Below are 20,539 nucleotides of genomic sequence, written 5' to 3'. Positions count from 1 at the left end.
TAAAGATGTTTACACCCCCATTTATTCTGTCGATTGCCGGCGGCGGCAGCACCTACACGCCGGGCATTGTGAAAAGCCTGATGGTGCGCCTGCAGGATTTCCCGCTGGCCGAAATCCGCCTTTATGACATCGACGAGGCGCGTCAGAACACCATTGCGCCCGTCGTCGAAAAGGTCATTCGCGACCACAGCCAGAGCATCAAATTTACCGTCACCAGTGACCCGGAAGTGGCGTTCAGCGGCGCGCATTTCGTCTTCGCCCAGATGCGCGTCGGCCAGTACAAGATGCGCGAGCAGGATGAGAAGATCCCGCTGCGCCACGGCGTAGTCGGCCAGGAAACGTGCGGGCCCGGCGGCCTGGCGTACGGGCTGCGCACGATCCTGCCGATGGTGGAGCTTATCGATCTGGTCGATCGCTACGCGCACGAAAAAGCCTGGATCGTGAACTACTCCAACCCGGCGGCGATCGTTGCGGAGGGCGTGCGCCGCCTGCGGCCAAATGCGCGGGTGCTGAACATCTGCGATATGCCTGTCGCCGCGATGCGCAATATGGGGGCGATTCTGGGTGTCGATCGCCGCAGGCTGGAGGTGGACTACTTCGGCCTGAACCACTTCGGCTGGTTTACCCGCGTGCTGGTGGACGGCGAAGACAAGCTTCCCGAGCTGCGTAAGCATATCGCGAAGTTTGGCCTGCTGACGGAAGATGCGGCTAAAACCGACCCGCAGCATTCCGATCCTTCGTGGGTAAAAACCTGGCGCAACATTAAGCCGATCATGGACAACTTCCCGGAGTATCTGCCGAACCCGTATCTGCAGTACTACCTGATGCCGAACCAGATCGTCGAGCATCAGAACCCGGACTATACCCGCGCCAATGAAGTGATGGACGGGCGCGAGAAAAAACTGTTCGCCGCAGCTGAAGAATACAAGCGCACCGGGATCCTGCCGGATGCCTTCCACGTAGGCGTTCACGGCGAGTTTATCGTCGATGTTGCCCGCTCGCTGGCCTTTAACCTGCGGAGCCGCCATCTGGTGATGGTGGAAAACCGCGGGGCGATTACCAACCTGCCTTACGATGCCGTGGTGGAGGTGCCCGCTTATATCACCTCCGAAGGGCCAGAACCGATTCGCGTCGGTCAGGTGCCGCTGTTCCATCAGACCCTTTTGCAACAGCAGCTCGCCTCTGAACAGCTGCTGGTGGAGGCCACCATCGAGGGCAGCTATGAGAAAGCCCTGCAGGCGTTCACCCTCAACCGCACCGTGCCGACCATGGAACATGCAAAAGTGATTCTGGATGAGATGATCGAGGCCAACCGCGACTACTGGCCTGCGCTGCAAAAAGCCTGGCAGGACGGCGAAACGGTGAAAAAATAGGGGCTTGCTCGCGAGTTGAACGTGGTTTGCTTGTCGGTGTCAGAAAAAACACCGACAATCCTTTTTTACGGAAAAGAATGGAGGCAACCCATGTCCACCTCATATTTTGTCGCCGCCGACTGGCTGATTGAGCACGGTGACGATCCGGAAGTTCAGATTATTGACGCGCGTATGGCCCCGGCCGGGCAGGAACACCTTCGCGATATGGTCGCGGAATACCGTGCCGGACATCTTCCTGACGCGGTATTTTTTGATATCGAAGCCCTCTCCGATCGCAACTCTCCCCTGCCGCACATGCTGCCGCGCCCGGAAGCATTTTCCGTGGCGATGCGCGAGCTGGGCGTCAGCAAAGACAAACACCTCGTTGTTTATGATGAAGGGAACCTCTTCTCTGCACCGCGCGCGTGGTGGATGCTGAAAAACTTCGGCGTGGAAAAAGTCTCTATTCTGGCGGGCGGGCTGGCGGGCTGGAAGCGCGACGAGCTGCCGCTCCAGCAGGGTGACGTGACGCTGCCGGAAGGCGAGTTCGACGCCACGTTCGACGCGCACGTGGTGAAACGCCTGACCGACGTGCTGGTCGTGAGCCATGAAAAAACGGCGCAAATCGTCGATGCCCGTCCTGCTCCGCGCTTCAATGCCGAAGCGGATGAACCGCGTCCGGGGCTGAAGCGCGGACATATTCCGGGGGCGCTGAACGTTCCGTGGGGCGATCTGGTGTTTGAGGGCGAGCTGAAAACCACCGACGAGCTGCGGGCCATTTTTGACCGTGCTGGCGTGGATTTACATCGTCCGATTATTGCCAGCTGCGGCTCCGGCGTAACGGCCTGCGTGGCGATCCTGGCGCTCGCCACGCTCGGCGCGAACGACGTCACGCTCTACGACGGCGCCTGGAGCGAATGGGGTGCGCGGGACGATCTGCCGGTCGAACCCGCGAAATAATGGATAACCGCCTGGCCACGCTGTTAACGCGCGGGGCGTCGCTGACCCGCGCGGAGTATCGCGTCCTCGCCCACCTCACGGAGCACCCGCTGCTGGTGGGCAACATCACGGTACGCGAGCTGGCGCAGGCGACGTTTGTTTCTACAGCCACCATCATGCGGCTGTGTCAGAAGCTGGGGTTCAGCGGCTTTAGCGAGTTTATCTGGCACTGCAAGCAGCTGCTCTCCGACACGCCGCATATTGCCGCCCAGGGGCAGTCGCTTCCTGAACTCCCGGCGCTGTTTAATCAGTTTATCGCCAACTATCAGCACACCTTCCAGTGGGTCACGCAGGAAAAGCGCCAGCAGTTTGCCGACCTGCTGCGCCAGAAAGAGAGCTTCTTTCTCTACGGGGCCGGGTTTTCCTATCTGTTTGCGGAGTACCTGACCAAGAAGCTGCAGGTGCTGGGCAAAACGGCGTTTATCTCCGGGCCGGGGGACAGCCGGAATATTTTCCTCAGCAACGCCGCCCGCTATCAGGTGTTTATTGCCGTCTCGCGCAGCGGCGAAACGGAGCAGGTGCTGGATAAAGCGCGGATTGCCAAAAACGTCGGCATGACGATCGTCGCGTTTACCCGCGCCTCGGCCAACACGCTGGCGGGGATGGCGGACGTGCACTTTGCCCTCTATGACGAAGCGGTGCACTTTGCCGCTGAAGCCGCGGGGGTGACGTCGTTTGAGTCGAATCTGGTGCTGCTGATGGATTTACTGCTGCTGGAAGCAACGGGGTGATATTCACCCCGCCATAATCAGATGATGCGGTTGGTTTTGAGATCGCGCAGGAAGCCGCCCCAGCGACGCTCGTAGAACGGGGTGATGTGCTCGGTAATAAAGTGGCTGATGCCCTTCTCGCCGTTCTTCACCTGGCAGATATCAATCGGCTCGTCGTCCGGCAGCGTGTCGGTCGCCACGCTTCCCGCGGCCTGAATGATATCGTCGATATCGCCGTCCGCCTCAATACCAATCAGCAGAACCGGATGCTCGTCCGCGCGCTCTTTAATGGAGCAGAGAAACGCGCGTCTAACCGGTTTCAGGGTTTTGAACAGCGTCGTCAGGGAATCAATCATCTGCGCGGGCGGCTCGGCTACTTCAGACAGCAGCAGCGTTTCGCCCCCTTCCAGCACTTCCTGGGTGCTGAGCGGGTTGCCCTCTTCGCCAATCAGATGGCTGATTTCACGCGGCGTAAACTCTTTCCCGGTCGGCAGCTTCGCGTTAAGGAACAGCGTCTGACCCAGCGTCATTTCAAACAGGGTACGCACCGGCATCACCACGAACGCCTGTTCGTCTTCTACCGCTTCCTGCAGGGCTTCCAGCGAGGTAAAGAACGGGATCACCGACGTGCCGTCGTCTTTCTCCCAGTGCAGCAGATCCAGCGCGCTGTCTTCGACAACCTGCTCACCTTCCGCCGCGGTGCCCGGCACCCAGACGGTGGATTCCAGCAGCGTGCGGAAAAATGCCGGACGGTGGGCGGGCTCGGTCGCCGCCTGCTCCAGCAGAGTTTCTAATTCGTTTTTGGTTTCGGACATAACAATTCCAGATGATGCATTTCCCCTCACCCCAGCCCTCTCCCTCAAGGGAGAGGGAGCAAACCATCCCCTCTCCCCTTGGGAGAGGGTTAGGGTGAGGGCAATAAAGATTACTCAGCCGTCAGCAGGTTCGCCACGGTACGCACGCCCAGACCGGTCGCGCCAGCGGACCACTGCTCAACCGCCGCTTTACGGTAGGTTGCGGAGCAGTCGATGTGCAGCCAGCCTTCGTGGTAGTTCTCAACGAAGTGGGACAGGAAGCCTGCCGCCGTGCTTGCACCCGCCGGGTACGCCGCGCTCGCGGTGTTGTTCAGCTCGGCAAAGTTGGACGGCAGCTGGCTGCGGTGGAACTCGGCCAGCGGCAGACGCCAGAACGGCTCGTTTTCCGCAGCGGCGCTTGCCAGCAGGCGAGCGGCCAGCTTGTCGTCAAAGCTGAACAGCGCGTGGTAGTCGTTGCCCAGGGCGGTTTTTGCCGCGCCGGTCAGGGTCGCCATGTCGATAATCAGCTCTGGCTTCTGGGCAGACGCGTCGATCAGGCCATCGGCCAGCACCAGACGGCCTTCGGCGTCGGTGTTCATCACTTCGACGTTTTTGCCGTTGCGATAGCGAATGATGTCGCCCAGCTTGAAGGCGTTACCGCTCACCATGTTGTCCGCGCAGCACAGATACAGCTTCACGCGCTTGTTCAGACCGCGGGTAATGGCGAACGCCAGCGCGCCGGTGATGGTTGCCGCGCCGCCCATGTCGGACTTCATGGAGTCCATGAACGCGCTCTGCTTCAGGCTGTAGCCGCCGGTATCGAAGGTGATGCCTTTACCCACCAGGCATGCAAAGACCGGCGCCGCTTTATCGCCGGTTGGGTTGTAATCCAGCGCCAGCAGGACCGGAGGACGCTCAGAACCACGGCCCACGGTGTGGATGCCCATGTAATTCTGCTCGCGCAGGTCTTCACCCTTGGTGATGCGGTAGGACATCTTGTCGCCCGCCACGCCGCACAGCAGGTCAACCGCGCGCTGCGCCAGCTGCTCAGGACCGAGCTCTTCTGCCGGGGCGTTGATGGTGTCGCGCACCCAGTCGATGATTTGCAGGCGGCTTTCCAGCTCTTTCTGACCGGCTTCGTCGAGGTTAGCCCACTCGATTTTGCGGGTGCCTTTCGGGCCTTTGTAGCCTGCCCAGAATGCCCAGCTGCGGTCGGTGTCCCAGCCTTCGCCTTCCAGGGAGACATGCTTAATGCCCAGGCCGTCAATTTTGCGGGCGGCGCGCTGGATCAGGCCGGTATCATCTTTGCCCGTCAGGTGCAGGGTAATGCCGTCGTTATTAATGCTGTAGGTGGCTTTCTCGCCCCAGCGTGCGTCAGCAGGCTGATTCGAGAGCGTAATCTTCATCGCTTCGGTCATTTTATTTTTCCTTATTAGCAACTAGCAAACGGGCCGCCTGAAGGCAGCCCGTTATGTTATTTATTCTGCTTCATCTAACCAGACTAACAGAATCGCCTCCAGAATTTTTTCATTGGATGCGTTTGGATCGTCGTCGAAATCCTCTAAATCGCAGATCCACTGGTGCATGTCGGTGAATCGTACGGTCTTCGGATCGAGATCCGGGTTCGCGTCGTAGAGCGCTTCGCCGATTTCACGGCTGTCTGTCCACTTCAGTCCCATATCAATGCTCGCGTGCGTGGTTGATGGTGTAGCGTGGGAACTCCACGACCAGATCTTCATCGGTCACAGCGGCCTGGCAGCTCAGGCGGCTGTCAGGCTCCAGACCCCATGCTTTATCCAGCATGTCGTCTTCGTCTTCGGTGCTCTCGGCGAGAGAGTCGAAACCTTCACGCACGATGCAGTGGCAGGTGGTGCAGGCACAGGATTTTTCACAGGCGTGTTCCACTTCGATACCTGCACGCAGGGCAACATCGAGAATGGTTTCACCGGTCTTCGCTTCCAGAACAGCGCCATCCGGACAGAGGTCCGCATGAGGCAAAATAACAATCTTTGGCATATTAAACCTCGTCCACGGACTGGCCTTTCAGCGCGACGCGGACAGATTTGTCCATGCGGCGAGCAGCAAAGTCCTGGGTTTGTTTATCAACGTTTTTAATGGCTTCTTCTATTGCGTCAGCGTCATTGCCTTCTGCTACTGCGCTTAAATGCGCGGCAGCGTCGTCAATCACCTGGCGCTCAGCGGCGCTTAACAGCGCGGCATCGGCAGCGAGCGCGCCGTTCAGGCTCTCCAGCACGCGGGCGGCTTCAACTTTTTGTTCAGCCAGCATACGCGCCTTCACATCCTGCTCGGCGTAGCTCATTGAGTCCTGAATCATGGAGGCGATTTCGCCATCGGTAAGGCCGTAGGACGGCTTCACCTGAATGGACGATTCCACGCCGGTCGATTTTTCCATCGCCGTGACGCTCAGCAGACCGTCCGCATCCACCTGGAAGGTGACGCGAATATGCGCCCCGCCCGCAGGCAGCGCCGGGATACCGCGCAGCGCAAAGCGCGCCAGAGAGCGGCAGTCCTGCACCAGCTCGCGCTCGCCCTGCATCACGTGGATGGACATCGCGGTCTGGCCGTCTTTGAAGGTGGTGAACTCCTGCGCGCGCGCCACCGGAATGGTGGTATTACGCGGGATCACTTTCTCTACCAGGCCGCCCATGGTTTCTAACCCGAGCGACAGCGGGATGACGTCCAGCAGCAGCATTTCGCTGTCCGGCTTGTTGCCGACCAGGATATCGGCCTGGATTGCGGCGCCCACGGCAACCACTTTGTCCGGGTCGATGGAGGTCAGCGGCGTGCGGCCAAAGAATTCGCCCACGCGCTCGCGCACCAGCGGCACGCGAGTCGAACCGCCCACCATGACCACTTCCAGCACCTCGTTCGCCTCAACGCCCGCATCTTTCAGTGCGCGACGGCAGGCCAGCAGGGTGCGTTTCACCAGCGGGGCAATCAGATCGCTGAACTGGTCGCGGGCGATCTCACCCTGCCAGCCCGCAACGTTTACGGTAACCGTCTGCGCATCGCTCAGGGCGATTTTGGCGTCGATAGCCGCATCCAGCAGTTCACGCTGCACGCGCGCATCGCTGCGATCGCTGATGCCCGCCTGCTCGCGAATGTAATCCGCCAGCAGATGGTCGAAGTCATCGCCGCCCAGCGCGGAATCCCCGCCGGTCGCCAGCACTTCAAATACCCCGCGGCTTAAGCGCAGGATCGAGATATCAAAGGTACCGCCGCCGAGATCGTAAACCGCAATCACCCCTTCCTGACCGGAGTCGAGGCCGTAGGCAATCGCCGCCGCCGTCGGTTCGTTCAGCAGGCGCAGCACGTGCAGGCCTGCCAGACGCGCGGCGTCTTTGGTGCCCTGACGCTGTGCATCGTCAAAATAGGCCGGAACGGTGATGACTACACCGTCCAGATCGCCGCCAAGCGTTGCCGTCGCGCGCGCCGCCAGCGCTTTGAGGATGTCGGAGGAAACGCGAATCGGGTTCAGCAGACCGGCCGCGGTCGCAATCATCGGCAGGCCGTTTTCACTGGCCTGCAGCTGATACGGCAGATGCGGATAGCGGGTCTGAATATCGGCCAGCGAGCGGCCCATCATGCGCTTTACGGAGCTGATGGTGTTGGCCGGATCGCGCGCGGCGTTGGCGCGGGCGTCATAGCCGACCGCGTGACCCTGCTGCTGGTAGTGGACCACGGAAGGCAGCAGATGGCGGCCCTGCTCGTCAGCCAGCGTTTCCGCCTGGCCGCTGCGCACGGTCGCCACGAGGGAATTGGTGGTGCCCAGATCGATACCCACCGCCAGACGACGCTGGTGCGGTGCGGCACTTAAGCCAGGCTCACTAATTTGTAATAAGGCCATAATTGCTTCCGAAATTAAAAATCGAGCAGCTTTTCTTCGAGTTGTTCAGCACTGCTTCGCAGTTTATCGAGAAAACGGAGTTTGCGCACAGTGTCTGCCGCCACGTCCCAGGTCTCGTTGTTCAGTTGCTCCACCATCTGCTGATGGCGGGTATCGAACATGCCCTTCACGCGCGTGATGAAGCTTTCCAGACGCGCTTCGTCTTTGGCCTGTTCAATCTCATCCAGCTCTTCGCGAAGCTCCAGCTGTTCCATCAGAAACGCGGTGTCGCGCACGGTATGCTGTTCGCTCGCCAGATCGAAACCGTGGAGCGAGAGCAGATATTCTGCACGCGCCAGCGGATGGCGCAGCGTCTGCCAGGCCTGGTTGATGGTCGCAGATTGGGAAACCGCAGCCAATTGCTCAGACTGAGTACCACTCGCGAATTTATCCGGGTGATACTGACGCTGAAGATCCTGAAAACGGATCGTCAGCGCCTGGAGATCAATCGGGTATTGAGCGGGTAGTCCGAAGAGAGTGAAGTAATCCATAACAATCTCAGGGGTAGCCTGTTAGAAGAAACCCCACGCGCAGCAGAGCCACGGTGGGGTTATACCTTCTTACTTCGCGCTGCAGATGCGTTGTCTGCGCTCGTTCACCCCAGTCACTTACTTATGTAAGCTCCCGGGGATTCACTCGCTTGCCGCCTTTCTGCAACGCGAATTAATCGGTATAACAGCGGAACGCGGTTAAACGTGGAAGCTTTCGCCGCAACCACACTCGTCTTTGACGTTAGGGTTCGTGAACTTGAACCCTTCGTTCAGGCCTTCTTTGACGAAGTCCAGCTGAGTGCCGTTGAGGAATTGCAGGCTTTTGCCATCGACCACCACCTTCACGCCCTTGTCTTCAAACACGGTGTCGTCAGACGCCGGCTCGTCAACAAACTCCAGTACGTAAGCCATACCAGAACAGCCGGAGGTACGTACGCCCAGTCGCAGGCCAAAGCCTTTACCACGGTTCGCCAGAAAAGAGCTTACTCGCGCGGCAGCGCTGTCGCTAAGGGTAATCGACATACTCAAACCTCAATTATTTTGCTTCACGTTTGCTTTTGTAATCCGCAATGGCGGCTTTGATCGCGTCTTCTGCCAGAATTGAACAGTGAATTTTCACCGGTGGCAGTTCGAGTTCTTCAGCAATATCCGTGTTCTTGATTGCCTGTGCTTCGTCCAGAGACTTGCCCTTCACCCATTCGGTAACCAGGGAGCTGGACGCGATAGCAGAACCACAGCCGTAGGTCTTGAAGCGCGCGTCTTCAATGATACCTTCATTGTTGACTTTAATCTGCAACTTCATCACGTCGCCACACGCCGGTGCGCCAACCATACCGCTGCCGACAGATTCGTCGCTGTTGTCAAAAGAGCCAACGTTGCGCGGGTTTTCGTAATGATCGATGACTTTTTCGCTGTATGCCATGATTGAATTCTCCTTATGTACCGATTAGTGATGTGACCATTCAATGCTGTTCAGATCCACGCCCTGCTTGAACATTTCCCACAGTGGAGAAAGGTCTCGCAGACGGCCGATGGAGTTGCGAACCAGCTTGATGGTGTAGTCAATCTCTTCTTCGGTAGTGAAACGACCTAAAGAGAAACGGATAGAACTGTGCGCCAGCTCGTCGGTCATGCCCAGCGCGCGCAGCACGTAGGATGGCTCCAGGCTTGCAGACGTACAGGCAGAACCGGAAGAGACTGCCAGGTCTTTCAGCGCCATGATCAGCGATTCGCCTTCAACATAGTTGAAGCTGACGTTGAGGATGTTCGGAGCGCCCTGCTCGAGATCGCCGTTCAGATACACTTCTTCCATATCTTTCACGCCGTCCCACAGACGGTTACGCAGCGTGCGCAGGCGCGCCATCTCGGTTTCCATCTCTTCTTTCGCAATGCGGTACGCTTCGCCCATGCCCACGATCTGGTGAACAGGCAGCGTGCCGGAACGCATGCCGCGCTCGTGACCGCCGCCGTGCATCTGTGCTTCGATGCGGATACGCGGTTTACGACGAACGTACAGCGCGCCGATCCCTTTCGGGCCATAAATTTTGTGGCCGGAGAAGGACATCAGGTCCACTTTCAGCTGGCTCAGATCGATAGGCAGTTTGCCCACGCTCTGGGTCGCGTCAACGTGATAGATGATACCGCGCGCGCGGCACATTTCGCCGATGGTCGCGATGTCCTGAACGACGCCGATTTCGTTGTTAACGTGCATGATGGAAACCAGAATGGTGTCATCACGCATGGCCGCTTCGAGCTCTTTCAGGTCGATGATCCCGTTGCTCTGTGGCGCCAGGTAAGTCACTTCGTAACCTTCACGCTCCAGCTGGCGGCAGGTATCCAGCACGGCTTTGTGTTCGGTTTTGCTGGTGATGATGTGCTTGCCTTTTTTCTGATAAAAGTTGGCTGCACCTTTGATCGCCAGGTTGTCGGATTCGGTCGCACCGGAGGTGAAAACAATCTCACGCGGGTCGGCACCCACCAGGTCGGCAATCTGATTACGGGCGATATCAACCGCCTCTTCAGCATGCCAGCCAAAACGGTGTGAACGGGAAGCTGGGTTACCAAAGTTTCCGTCCAGGGTCAGACACTGCATCATTTTCTCGGCAACACGCGGGTCCACCGGCGTGGTTGCGGAGTAATCGAGATAAATCGGTAATTTCATTGCTCTTTAAACTCCGTACATCGCTTCAATGCAAGGAATCAGGCAACCGGCTGGATGTACGACCGAGTACGCGGGGCGTGACCGCCCCGGCCTGATTCTGAAATCTTTATCGTTTTATTACGCGCGCAGTTTGACGTCGATAGCGTCCTGCGCGCGGGTGCTGCGTTGGGAATCCTGACCGTGCTGACGACCAGAGACATCCAGAACTTCCTGGTTATTGACCAGTTCACCCAGGGTGATGTTGTTCAGGAAGCCGGTGAGACGGTCGCTCAGATCGCGCCACAGCGCGTGGGTCAGGCACTTATCGCCGCCCTGGCAGCCGCCTTTACCCTGGCAACGGGTCGCGTCAACGGATTCGTCAACTGCGCTAATCACTTCACCAACTGCAATACTGCCCGCGTCTTTACCCAGCAGATAACCGCCGCCTGGGCCACGAACGCTGGAAACCAGTCCATTTTTACGCAGTCTCGAGAACAGCTGCTCCAGGTAAGAGAGGGAGATCCCTTGTCGTTCAGAAATATCAGCCAACGGAACCGGGCCCGCTTCGGAGTTGAGCGCAACGTCCAGCATCGCGGTCACGGCATAACGCCCTTTAGATGTCAGTCTCATGTCTTACTTAACCTCAAACTCGCCCCTGCCCGGGGTTTTTTATTGTAAAATGGGGGTATTGCATAGCAGGGCCAAGTCTGACATTCCTGACTAAAATGGTCAACTATTTACTTGACTGTTTTAGTCAGGTATTTAACGTTCCGTGCCTTCAAAATCCCGGTGCGGCCTGATGCCCTCACCCCAGCCCTCTCCCACGGGGAGAGGGGAAATCGACACTACTCTTTATTCTTCTGCTCAATCGACGCCAGAATCCCGCGCAGGATGTTAAGCTCCTGGCTTTCCGGGCGCGCGCGGGTAAACATGCGGCGCAGCTTGTTCATCACCTGGCCCGGGTGGCCTTCACGAATAAAGCCGGTTGAGAGCAGCGTCTGCTCCAGGTGACCGTAGAAGCGCTCAAGGTCGTCCACCAGCGGGTAGGCCGTTTCTTCTTTAGGCTCTACCTGTTTCTCCTGCGTCGCCAGCCACGCCATACGCACCTCATAGGCGATAACCTGCACCGCCATCGCCAGGTTCAGCGAGCTATATTCCGGGTTAGCCGCGATGGCGACGTGATAATGGCACTTCTGCAGCTCGTCGTTGGTCAGGCCAACGCGCTCGCGGCCAAACACCAGCGCAACCGGAGCCTGTTCCGCTTCAGAGACGCTTTTCAGGCCGCATTCGCGCGGGTCCAGCATCGGCCACGGCAGCGTGCGTGAACGCGCGCTGGTGCCAACAACGAGGCTGCAGCCGGCCAGCGCTTCGTCAAGGGTATCGACGATCTGAGCGTTGCCGATCACGTCGCTGGCACCGGCCGCCAGGGCGATAGCCTGCGAGTCAGGTTTGACCAGCGGGTTAACCAGCCACAGGTTCGTTAAGCCCATGGTTTTCATAGCGCGGGCAACGGAGCCCATGTTGCCGGTGTGCGATGTTTCGACCAGCACGATTCGAATGTTTTGCAGCATAATTTTTAATGTCTGAATTCAGCGTATGAAGAATATTCCGGCATATTATCATAAACGGGAGACATAATCCGATCCCACTGCTATACTCTGCGCCGATTTTCCTGTTCTTTAACATCCAGTGAGAGAGACCGATGCATCCGATGCTGACCATCGCCGTGCGCGCAGCGCGCAAGGCGGGTAATGTAATTGCCAAACACTACGAAACGCCAGACTCCGTAGAAACCAGCCAGAAAGGCAGCAATGATTTCGTGACTAACGTCGATAAAGCCGCAGAAGCGATTATTATCGAAACGATCCGCAAATCTTACCCGCAGCACACCATCATCACCGAAGAAAGCGGTGAACATGAAGGTACCGATCAGGATGTTCAATGGGTTATCGATCCACTGGATGGCACCACCAACTTCGTCAAACGCCTGCCACACTTCTCTGTGTCTATCGCAGTACGCATTAAAGGCCGTACTGAAGTCGCCGTTGTTTACGATCCAATGCGTAACGAACTGTTCACCGCTACCCGCGGTCAGGGCGCACAGCTGAACGGCTACCGTCTGCGCTGCAGCAACGCACGCGATCTGGACGGCACCATTCTGGCGACCGGTTTCCCGTTCAAGGCGAAACAGCACGCGACCACCTATATGAATATCCTGGGCAAACTGTTCACCGAATGCGCGGACTTCCGCCGCACCGGTTCTGCCGCGCTGGATCTGGCTTATGTAGCAACAGGCCGCGTTGACGGTTACTTCGAGCTGTCACTGAAGCCGTGGGACTTTGCTGCGGGCGAGCTGATCGCACGTGAAGCAGGCGCCATCGTGTGTGATTTCACCGGCGGCCATAACTATATGTCTACCGGCAACGTCGTTGCAGGTAACCCACGCGTTGTTAAAGCCATGCTGGCCAACATGCGTGATGAACTGAGCGATGCGCTGAAGCGTTAATCCCGGTCATTCCCTCTCCCCGTGGGAGAGGGAATCCCAACTAAAACGGCCGCAATCCTCTTCCCACCGGCATCGCGCTCATCCACATCGTCACCGCCGCAACCAGCAGAATCACCCCGCCCGCCAGCGCAAGCGTTGTCCACCCTACCTGCCGCCACAGCACCGGTGTTTTATTGCCGCTGAGTCTGACCGCAAGCTGACGGAAGCTGTGAACCAGCAGCGCTAAAGACGAAATGGTGAGAGACGTCCCTGCCGCCATCGCCAGCGCGGAAAGCATTCCCCAGCCAAACACGCCTATCACCTTGCTGAACAGCAGCACCATTATTGCCCCCGAACACGGGCGCATGCCCATCGAGAGAATAATCATCAGCCGCGCGCGCCAGTCGTCGCCGTTCTGCAACTGTTCCTGCGTGGGCAAATGCTGATGCCCGCAGCCGCAGTTTTCATCATGAACGTGAGGCGGCGTAAAGGTTTTGAATTTCGGTTTTTGCAGCAGCACGCGCAGCTTTTTCAGCGCCCGCCAGCAGAGGGTCAGCCCCAGCACGCCCACCAGCGCGTAGCTTCCCTTCTCCAGCCAGAAACTGCTCATGTGCAGCTGGCGCGCGGGAAGCTGCAACAGCGAAAGCACGATCACGACGAGCGCAATCGCCACGCTGCCCTGAAGCAGCGAGGAGGCCAGCGTCAGCCCGATACTCGATTTCAGCTTCGACGGATGGGTGGCGAGCCAGGTCGTTATCACGATTTTGCCGTGCCCCGGCCCCAGCGCATGCAGTACGCCATAGATAAAGCTGAACGCCAGCAGGGAACCACCCGCTTTGGTCGGGTTCTCGGCCACCGCCTTCAGCAGACCGCTCATCTGCTGATTGACCTCACGCTGCCAGACGATGCTTTTCATCATGACCTGCGGCCAGGCCTGCCAAAGCCAGAGCGAGCCGCAAACGGCCAGCAGGAGAAAAAGCGCCAGCGGCCAGAGGTGCAGCCAGCGGCGCGGTTTCCGAACCGGAGAGGAGATCACTGACATTGTAACGTTACCTCCTGCGCGAACTGTTTACCCAACTCCATGTCCTCAGGCGGTGCATCTTCCTTATCAAGCGAGACCGCAAAGTTCAGCGTCTCCTCGCTGGGTTTCGGGGTGTGAACGCCAATTTTGCAGTTTTTTTGCAGAGCGTCCGGCAATCGTACGTCGCCGTCTTTGTCATAGCGCATATCGACATAGTAGGTCGGATCAAAAGTGGAAAACGTGTACGTTTGCCCCGCCAGCGGCTGCGGATGCGCCAGAGGAAGCACAAACGTCAGCACCGCCTGATGCCCGTCACGCGTCATCCCGTATTCCGTTGGCCGGTTCAGAAATTTGACCTTTTGCCCGTTGTGCCAGAATTCCGTGAAGTAGTGCTGGCCGAGCACGTTGGCCATCACTTCCGCCGCCAGCTTTTTCCAGATTTCATCGCCGGGCTTCGCGTTTCCCGCATCATAGAGCAGATCGGCCGAGGTGATTTCATCCATCGTCCAGCGCATCTTCAGGCCGCTCAGCTGCGTGCCGTCGGTAACCAGCTCGGTCTGGAGGTCAATAAAACTGTGAGGGTGTGCGCTGGCGGTGAAGCTGATAACCGCCAAAAATAACGCCATCGCACTTTGTTTAACTGTTTGCATCAATTCCTCACGTCAAAAATTCTGTGATGTCCCCCAGCAATCCTGAGTGAAAGGCCTGCCGGCGCGCTTTTCAGCGCTCATCCTTTAGCTATTCTTATCAAACATTCACACTGGATACCCGACAGATGATGACGACGCTTGAAATTCCATCTGTGCTTTCCAGTTCGCAGCGCCGCTGCCAGGTGCTTTTGATGCTATACCTGCCCGATGCTGCCGTCACCGCAGAGAGCATAATCGCTGCCAACGGGGTGGACGACGCGATGGCACGGCAAGATATAGCCGAGACGCGCGATGAAATCCAGCGCTATCACCGGCTGGACATCGTCACGCACCACGACGGCAGCTACCGGATTGAAGGCACAGCCCTGAATCAGCGTTTATGCCTGCTGCACTGGCTGCGCCGGGCGCTGCGGCTTTGCCCGCAGTTTGTCTCACACCAGTTTACCCCCGCATTAAAAACCGCGCTTAAACAACACGGCATTGCGCGACCGCTGTACGACGATGCGAACCTGCGGGCGCTGATCGGCTTCTGCTCACGCAAGCTGCAGCGCCAGTTTGAATGCCGCGACGTCCAGTTTTTACAGCTCTATCTGCAATACTGTCTTATTCAGCACCAGCTCGGGAATACGCCACAGTTTTCTCACGTTCAGCGCAGCTGGACCCAGTCGAGAGGGGAGTATTTTACGGCCCAGGAGATCGTGCGTCACTGGAGACGTCGCGTGCCGCAGGGAGCGCACGGGGATGAACAGCTGTTTCTGGCGCTGCTGTTTATGATGCTCCGCACGCCCGATCCGGTGCTCGATAAACACCAGCAGGATCAGCGCTTGCGCCGGGCCATCGTGCGCATGGTCGCCCGTTTTCGCTCGCAGACCGGGATGAACTTCAGCGATGAGCAAGGGCTGACCGATCAGCTGTATATCCATCTTGCTCAGGCGCTGGACCGCTCGCTGTTTGAAATTGGCATCGACAATAGCCTGCCGGAGGAGATCCATCGCCTCTATCCCCGGCTGTTACGCACCACGAAGGAAGCGCTGTTTGAGCTGGAAGCGGAGTTTGGGCTGCGTTTTTCTGATGAAGAGATGAGTCTTGTCGCGGTGATTTTCGGCGCCTGGCTGATGCAGGAGACCGATCTGCACGAAAAACAGGTGATCCTGCTGACGGGAGACGATAAAGCCAGCGAGGATCTGATTGAACAGCAGCTTCGCGAGCTGACGCTGCTGCCGCTTAATATTCGTTATCTGACGCTGCAGGCTTTCCAGAAAGAGGGGGCACCGCGCGAAGCCGCGCTGGTTATCACCCCCTACCCTACCGTCCTGCCGCTGTTCTCGCCGCCGCTGATACATGCCGTTGAGACATTGAACGCGCAGCAGCAAGAACATATTCGCGCCATGCTGGAATCATAGCGAGGCGCGAGCGGCCACTTTAGGGCGAACAACGATGGCGGGTAAGGCGACCAGCGCCATCACCCAGAAGACGCCATGCCCCAGGTGCTGGTAGAGGAACCCCGCAAAGACCGTCATGATTGCGATACTGCCCCCCATCGCGACCGCCGAGTAGACGGCCTGCAGACGAATAACGTCTCCGCCCTCGCGCGCTGCGATATAGCGCATCGCCGCCAGATGACACACGGTAAAGGTGCCGCAGTGAAGAATTTGCGCCACGATCAGCCACGGCAGATCGGTCGTCCAGCCCATAATCCCCCAGCGCGCCACGCCGCACACGGCGGAAAGCAGCAGGAGGTCTCGCGCGCCAAAGCGACGGAACAGCTTCTTGCTCAGGGCAAAGATAATGACTTCGGCCACTACCCCCAGCGACCACAGATAGCCCACTGCGGAAGCAGAATATCCCGCCCCCTGCCAGTAGATGGCGCTGAAGCCATAGTACGCCGCATGCGCCCCCTGAAGCAGACAGACACACGCCAGAAAACGCCAGCTTTGTGCCACCAGGCTCCGCCAGGCGGGCCATCCTGCGCTCTCCTGATGGCGGCTTTCCCCTTGCGGCATCACCGACGGACGCAGCAGCATACCCAGCAGCATCGAGGCAATACCGATACTCAGCAGGGCGAGAATGGCGCGGTAATCGTAAAGGCTGACCAGTTTGCCCACCAGCGCGGAGCCAATCACAAAGGCAATTGAGCCCCACAGGCGCACGCGGCCGTAGTCCATGGTGATCTGCTTTTGCCAGGTGTTCGCCAGGGCATCCGTCAGCGGTACCAGCGGTGAGAAGAACAGGTTAAAGCCGACCATCACCACCATCAGCCAGGCAAACTGGTGGCTGACCCAGAAGCAGGCAACAAAGACCAGCGTCAGCAGAGCAAGAATGCGCACGGCCTTGATCAGCAAGGAGGGATCGCTGACGCGCGGGGCAATCAGCAGGCTGCCGAGGAAACGCGCCACCAGCCCGGCCCCCAGCAGGATACCGATGGTCTCAGGAGTCAGGCCGATACCCTTGAGCCAGACGCTCCAGAAGGGCAGAAAAATACCGTAGCTAAAGAAATAGGTGAAATAACTGAGCGCCAGCCAGCGCGTGGAATGCAAGACCATGAATCCCTCCCGAAATCGAGGCCATAGTCTGGCGAGAATATAAAAATTAAGCAAGTAGATAGCCTGCTATAAATTAACGAAAAATTAACATCTTGTGCAGTCGTCTGGCTTCTGGCAGGGAATGAAAATATGTATTACGTTTAAATTACTCCACTTGCAGAGGTTTTTCTGCCATGAACTCACTACGTTATTTCGATTTCGGTCAGTCACGTCACCTGCTGCTGCTAATTGGTCGCATCGCGCTTGTCGTGCTGTTTATCATCTTTGGCTATCCAAAACTGACGGGGTTTAGCGGCACCGTACAATATATGACCTCGCTGGGTACGCCGATGCCCATGCTGGCGGCCATTATTGCGGTGGTGATGGAAGTCCCTGCCGCCATCCTGATCGTGCTGGGCTTTTTCACCCGTCCGCTCGCGGTACTGTTTGTATTCTATACGCTGGGCACGGCGATTATCGGTCACCATTACTGGGATATGACCGGTGATGCGGTCGTACCGAATATGATTAATTTCTATAAGAACGTCAGTATTGCTGGCGCCTTTATTTTGCTGGCCATTGTTGGTCCGGGGGCTATTTCCCTCGACCGGCGTTAAGCCATAAAAAAAGGCCGCAAGCGCGGCCTTTTTTATTTCTGCAAGGCAGAGGAATTATGCGTATACCGGGAAGCGTGCGCAGATATCCAGAACTTTACCTTTGACGCGCTCGATAACCGCTTCGTCATTGATGTTGTCCAGAACGTCACACATCCAGCCAGCCAGCTCTTTCACTTCCGCTTCTTTGAAGCCGCGGCGAGTCACGGCCGGAGAACCGATACGGATACCGGAGGTCACGAACGGGCTCTTCGGATCGTTTGGCACGCTGTTTTTGTTCACGGTGATGTTGGCGCGGCCCAGGGCTGCGTCAGCTTCTTTACCGGTCAGGTTCTTATCAACCAGATCCAGCAGGAACAGGTGGTTTTCAGTACCGCCGGAGACCACTTTGTAGCCACGGTTCAGGAACACTTCCACCATCGCTTTAGCGTTCTTAGCAACCTGCTGCTGATAAACCTTGAATTCTGGCTCCATCGCTTCTTTCAGCGCTACCGCTTTAGCCGCGATAACGTGCATCAGCGGGCCGCCCTGCGCGCTTGGGAATACAGCGGAGTTCAGTTTTTTGTACAGCTCTTCGTCACCGCCTTTCGCCAGGATCAGGCCACCGCGTGGACCCGCCAGGGTTTTGTGGGTGGTGGTGGTCACAACGTGAGCGTGTGGAACCGGGTTCGGGTAAACGCCAGCGGCAATCAGACCCGCAACGTGCGCCATGTCGACGAACAGGTAAGCACCGATGCTGTCTGCGATTTCACGCATTTTTGCCCAGTCAACGATACCGGAGTAAGCAGAGAAGCCACCGATGATCATCTTCGGTTTGTGCTCTTTAGCCTGCTTCGCCATGTCTTCGTAGTCAATTTTACCGGACTCATCAATACCGTAAGGGATGATGTTGTACAGTTTGCCGGAGAAGTTAACCGGGGAGCCGTGAGTCAGGTGGCCGCCCTGCGCCAGGTTCATACCCAGAACGGTATCGCCCGGCTGCAGCAGCGCGGTGTAGACCGCGAAGTTAGCCTGAGAGCCAGAGTGCGGCTGCACGTTCGCGTAGTCAGCGCCAAAGAGTTCTTTCGCACGGTCGATAGCCAGCTGCTCAACGATATCCACGTACTCGCAACCGCCGTAGTAGCGTTTGCCCGGGTAACCTTCAGCATATTTGTTAGTCAGCTGAGAACCCTGCGCCTGCATGACGCGCGGGCTGGTATAGTTTTCGGAGGCGATCAGTTCGATGTGCTCTTCCTGACGTACTTTTTCCTGCTCCATAGCCTGCCACAGTTCGGCATCATAATCGGCAATGTTCATTTCACGCTTTAACATCCGCATCTCCTGACTCAGCTAACAAGTAAATTTTGGCCTGAAAAGGCAGTCCTGTTGGACGACGGGCAACAGTATAACTGATTAGTTCTGTGATAACAGGTCTTGACAAACGATTTTACGCAAACGTTTTCCTTCGCGCCACGCAAGGGTTTGAGGAATAAAGCTCTCGCCCTTTCCAGCGGATTTCTTTTCAGGTTTGTGATGCATATTTTTCATCTTGCAAAGAACCATTTACAACGCAGGGGTATTTTTCATAAGATGCATTTAAAATACATCATTAAAGTCACATCGGAAGGAAGCTGCCATGCTCGACGCTCAAACCATCGCTACCGTTAAAGCCACCATCCCCCTGCTGGTGGAAACCGGCCCTAAACTCACCGCCCATTTCTACGATCGCATGTTCACGCATAACCCGGAGCTCAAAGAAATTTTCAACATGAGCAACCAGCGTAACGGCGATCAGCGCGAAGCGCTTTTCAACGCCATCGCGGCCTACGCCAGCAATATTGAAAACCTGGCGGCACTGCTGCCCGCGGTGGAAAAAATCGCGCAGAAACACACCAGCTTCCAGATCCAGCCCGAGCAGTACAACATTGTGGGTAGCCACCTGCTGGCAACGCTGGACGAGATGTTCAGCCCGGGCCAGGAGGTGCTGGACGCGTGGGGGAAAGCCTACGGCGTGCTGGCAAACGTGTTTATCAACCGCGAAGCGCAGATCTACAGCGAAAACGCCAGCAAGAACGGCGGCTGGGAAGGCACACGCGCCTTCCGCATCGTTGAGAAAACGCCGCGCAGCGCGCTGATTACCAGCTTTGAATTTGAGCCGGTGGACGGACAGCCGGTTGCCGATTACCAGCCGGGCCAGTATCTGGGCGTGTGGCTGAAGCCTGAAGGTTTCCCGCATCAGGAGATCCGCCAGTATTCTCTTACCCGCAAGCCAAACGGCAAAGGCTACCGCATTGCGGTGAAGCTTGAGGACGGCGGTCAGGTCTCCAACTGGCTCCACAACGAAGCTAACGTGGGCGACGTGGTCCATCTGGCCGCGCCGGCGGGCGATTTCTTCATGGCCGTAGAAGCGAATACCCCGGTTACGCTGATCTCTGCGGGCGTCGGCCAAACGCCAATGCTGGCGATGCTAGATACGCTGGCGAAAGCCAACCACGGCGCGCAGGTCAACTGGTTCCACGCTGCGGAAAACGGCGACGTGCACGCCTTTGCGGATGAAGTGAAAACGCTTGGGGCGTTCCTGCCGCGCTTCACCGCGCACACCTGGTATCGCCTGCCGACGGATGCAGACCGCGCGGCCGCACGGTTTGACACTGAAGGCCTGATGAATTTAAGCCAGATGGAAGGGGCGTTTAGCGCGCCAGACATGCAGTTCTACGTCTGCGGGCCGGTAGCGTTTATGCAGTATGCCGCCCAGCAGCTGGTGGATCTGGGCGTGAACAAAGACAACATTCACTACGAATGTTTCGGGCCGCATAAGGTGCTGTAATGAAAAAGCCCCTCGTTCGAGGGGCTTTTTTTTCGCCGGGTGGTTGCA

22 protein-coding genes are annotated in these 20,539 nt (G+C 57.6%); 7 read left to right on the top strand and 15 right to left on the bottom strand.

Annotated features, from left to right (window positions below; translation table 11 throughout):
* Positions 1 to 5: 5 nt before the first annotated feature.
* From QMN93_RS04045 to QMN93_RS04035, 3 genes are all read left to right on the top strand, one after another.
* On the top strand, positions 6 to 1,373 hold the full coding sequence (locus QMN93_RS04045) for a 6-phospho-alpha-glucosidase (RefSeq protein WP_182383883.1): 1,368 nt from the start codon (positions 6 to 8) through the stop codon (positions 1,371 to 1,373).
* A gap of 90 nt (positions 1,374 to 1,463) precedes the next feature.
* Positions 1,464 to 2,312 carry a 3-mercaptopyruvate sulfurtransferase gene (sseA, locus tag QMN93_RS04040; protein WP_182383884.1) on the top strand — a complete coding sequence of 283 codons (849 nt, stop codon included), beginning with the start codon at positions 1,464 to 1,466 and terminating at the stop codon, positions 2,310 to 2,312.
* Entirely contained in the window at positions 2,312 to 3,082 is a 771-nt protein-coding gene (locus tag QMN93_RS04035) for a MurR/RpiR family transcriptional regulator (protein ID WP_047652683.1), read from the top strand. Before sseA ends, QMN93_RS04035 begins: the two co-directional genes overlap by 1 nt.
* A 17-nt stretch (positions 3,083 to 3,099) precedes the next feature.
* On the opposite strand, the gene sseB is transcribed toward QMN93_RS04035, so the two are convergent.
* From sseB to trmJ, 11 genes are all read right to left on the bottom strand, one after another.
* The gene (gene sseB / locus QMN93_RS04030; RefSeq protein WP_193139813.1) at positions 3,100 to 3,876 is read right to left on the bottom strand and encodes an enhanced serine sensitivity protein SseB; all 777 of its coding nucleotides are present in this window, start codon (positions 3,874 to 3,876) and stop codon (positions 3,100 to 3,102) included.
* Between the two features lie 110 nt (positions 3,877 to 3,986).
* Positions 3,987 to 5,273 (bottom strand): aminopeptidase PepB, encoded by a 1,287-nt coding sequence (gene pepB, locus QMN93_RS04025; protein WP_064673766.1) that lies wholly within the window; start codon positions 5,271 to 5,273, stop codon positions 3,987 to 3,989.
* 60 nt (positions 5,274 to 5,333) lie between these two features.
* Entirely contained in the window at positions 5,334 to 5,534 is a 201-nt protein-coding gene (gene iscX / locus QMN93_RS04020; protein WP_003860650.1) for a Fe-S cluster assembly protein IscX, read from the bottom strand.
* A 1-nt stretch (position 5,535) separates the two neighbouring features.
* On the bottom strand, positions 5,536 to 5,871 hold the full coding sequence (fdx, locus tag QMN93_RS04015) for an ISC system 2Fe-2S type ferredoxin (protein ID WP_003860652.1): 336 nt from the start codon (positions 5,869 to 5,871) through the stop codon (positions 5,536 to 5,538).
* 1 nt (position 5,872) lies between these two features.
* A complete protein-coding gene (hscA, locus tag QMN93_RS04010) occupies positions 5,873 to 7,723 on the bottom strand; it encodes a Fe-S protein assembly chaperone HscA (RefSeq protein ID WP_033146222.1) in 1,851 nt (616 codons plus the stop codon).
* Positions 7,724 to 7,737: 14 nt separating this feature from the next.
* Entirely contained in the window at positions 7,738 to 8,253 is a 516-nt protein-coding gene (gene hscB / locus QMN93_RS04005) for a co-chaperone HscB (protein ID WP_039263745.1), read from the bottom strand.
* A gap of 198 nt (positions 8,254 to 8,451) precedes the next feature.
* Positions 8,452 to 8,775 carry an iron-sulfur cluster assembly protein IscA gene (gene iscA, locus QMN93_RS04000; RefSeq protein ID WP_003860659.1) on the bottom strand — a complete coding sequence of 108 codons (324 nt, stop codon included), beginning with the start codon at positions 8,773 to 8,775 and terminating at the stop codon, positions 8,452 to 8,454.
* A gap of 13 nt (positions 8,776 to 8,788) precedes the next feature.
* The gene (gene iscU / locus QMN93_RS03995) at positions 8,789 to 9,175 is read right to left on the bottom strand and encodes a Fe-S cluster assembly scaffold IscU (protein WP_003860661.1); all 387 of its coding nucleotides are present in this window, start codon (positions 9,173 to 9,175) and stop codon (positions 8,789 to 8,791) included.
* Positions 9,176 to 9,199: 24 nt separating this feature from the next.
* Positions 9,200 to 10,414 (bottom strand): cysteine desulfurase, encoded by a 1,215-nt coding sequence (gene iscS, locus QMN93_RS03990; RefSeq protein ID WP_008502157.1) that lies wholly within the window; start codon positions 10,412 to 10,414, stop codon positions 9,200 to 9,202.
* Positions 10,415 to 10,531: 117 nt separating this feature from the next.
* Positions 10,532 to 11,023, bottom strand: a complete 492-nt coding sequence (iscR, locus tag QMN93_RS03985) for a Fe-S cluster assembly transcriptional regulator IscR (RefSeq protein ID WP_023308826.1) — start codon at positions 11,021 to 11,023, stop codon at positions 10,532 to 10,534.
* A 215-nt stretch (positions 11,024 to 11,238) separates the two neighbouring features.
* Positions 11,239 to 11,964: a tRNA (cytosine(32)/uridine(32)-2'-O)-methyltransferase TrmJ gene (trmJ, locus tag QMN93_RS03980; protein ID WP_033146224.1), complete on the bottom strand. Its 726-nt coding sequence runs from the start codon at positions 11,962 to 11,964 to the stop codon at positions 11,239 to 11,241.
* Positions 11,965 to 12,095: 131 nt separating this feature from the next.
* Between trmJ and suhB the strand changes: the two genes are divergently transcribed.
* Positions 12,096 to 12,899 carry an inositol-1-monophosphatase gene (gene suhB / locus QMN93_RS03975; RefSeq protein WP_023308828.1) on the top strand — a complete coding sequence of 268 codons (804 nt, stop codon included), beginning with the start codon at positions 12,096 to 12,098 and terminating at the stop codon, positions 12,897 to 12,899.
* A gap of 40 nt (positions 12,900 to 12,939) precedes the next feature.
* On the opposite strand, the gene QMN93_RS03970 is transcribed toward suhB, so the two are convergent.
* Together QMN93_RS03970 and QMN93_RS03965 are read right to left on the bottom strand one after the other, a co-directional pair.
* Positions 12,940 to 13,920 (bottom strand): nickel/cobalt transporter, encoded by a 981-nt coding sequence (locus QMN93_RS03970; protein ID WP_182383885.1) that lies wholly within the window; start codon positions 13,918 to 13,920, stop codon positions 12,940 to 12,942.
* Entirely contained in the window at positions 13,911 to 14,549 is a 639-nt protein-coding gene (locus QMN93_RS03965; RefSeq protein WP_033146226.1) for a DUF1007 family protein, read from the bottom strand. Before QMN93_RS03965 ends, QMN93_RS03970 begins: the two co-directional genes overlap by 10 nt.
* 125 nt (positions 14,550 to 14,674) lie before the next feature.
* On the opposite strand from QMN93_RS03965, the gene csiE reads away from it, so the two are divergent.
* A complete protein-coding gene (gene csiE / locus QMN93_RS03960) occupies positions 14,675 to 15,952 on the top strand; it encodes a stationary phase inducible protein CsiE (protein WP_033146227.1) in 1,278 nt (425 codons plus the stop codon).
* Here csiE and QMN93_RS03955 read toward each other — a convergent pair.
* Positions 15,947 to 17,092: a 3-phenylpropionate MFS transporter gene (locus tag QMN93_RS03955; protein WP_047060770.1), complete on the bottom strand. Its 1,146-nt coding sequence runs from the start codon at positions 17,090 to 17,092 to the stop codon at positions 15,947 to 15,949. The two genes, csiE and QMN93_RS03955, sit on opposite strands and share 6 nt — an antisense overlap.
* A gap of 173 nt (positions 17,093 to 17,265) precedes the next feature.
* On the opposite strand from QMN93_RS03955, the gene QMN93_RS03950 reads away from it, so the two are divergent.
* Complete coding sequence (locus tag QMN93_RS03950; protein WP_029741147.1) at positions 17,266 to 17,688, top strand: DoxX family protein; 423 nt, start codon at positions 17,266 to 17,268, stop codon at positions 17,686 to 17,688.
* Between the two features lie 54 nt (positions 17,689 to 17,742).
* On the opposite strand, the gene glyA is transcribed toward QMN93_RS03950, so the two are convergent.
* Entirely contained in the window at positions 17,743 to 18,996 is a 1,254-nt protein-coding gene (glyA, locus tag QMN93_RS03945; protein ID WP_008502165.1) for a serine hydroxymethyltransferase, read from the bottom strand.
* A gap of 304 nt (positions 18,997 to 19,300) precedes the next feature.
* Here glyA and hmpA point away from each other — a divergent pair, with 304 nt between their 5' ends.
* Positions 19,301 to 20,491 (top strand): NO-inducible flavohemoprotein, encoded by a 1,191-nt coding sequence (hmpA, locus tag QMN93_RS03940; protein ID WP_182383886.1) that lies wholly within the window; start codon positions 19,301 to 19,303, stop codon positions 20,489 to 20,491.
* Positions 20,492 to 20,539 lie beyond the last annotated feature (48 nt).

The sequence above is a fragment of the Enterobacter sp. R-1.6.2 genome (assembly GCF_035064085.1).
Classification (GTDB): domain Bacteria; phylum Pseudomonadota; class Gammaproteobacteria; order Enterobacterales; family Enterobacteriaceae; genus Enterobacter; species Enterobacter asburiae_B.
This window is presented reverse-complemented; position numbering and strand designations above follow the sequence as displayed.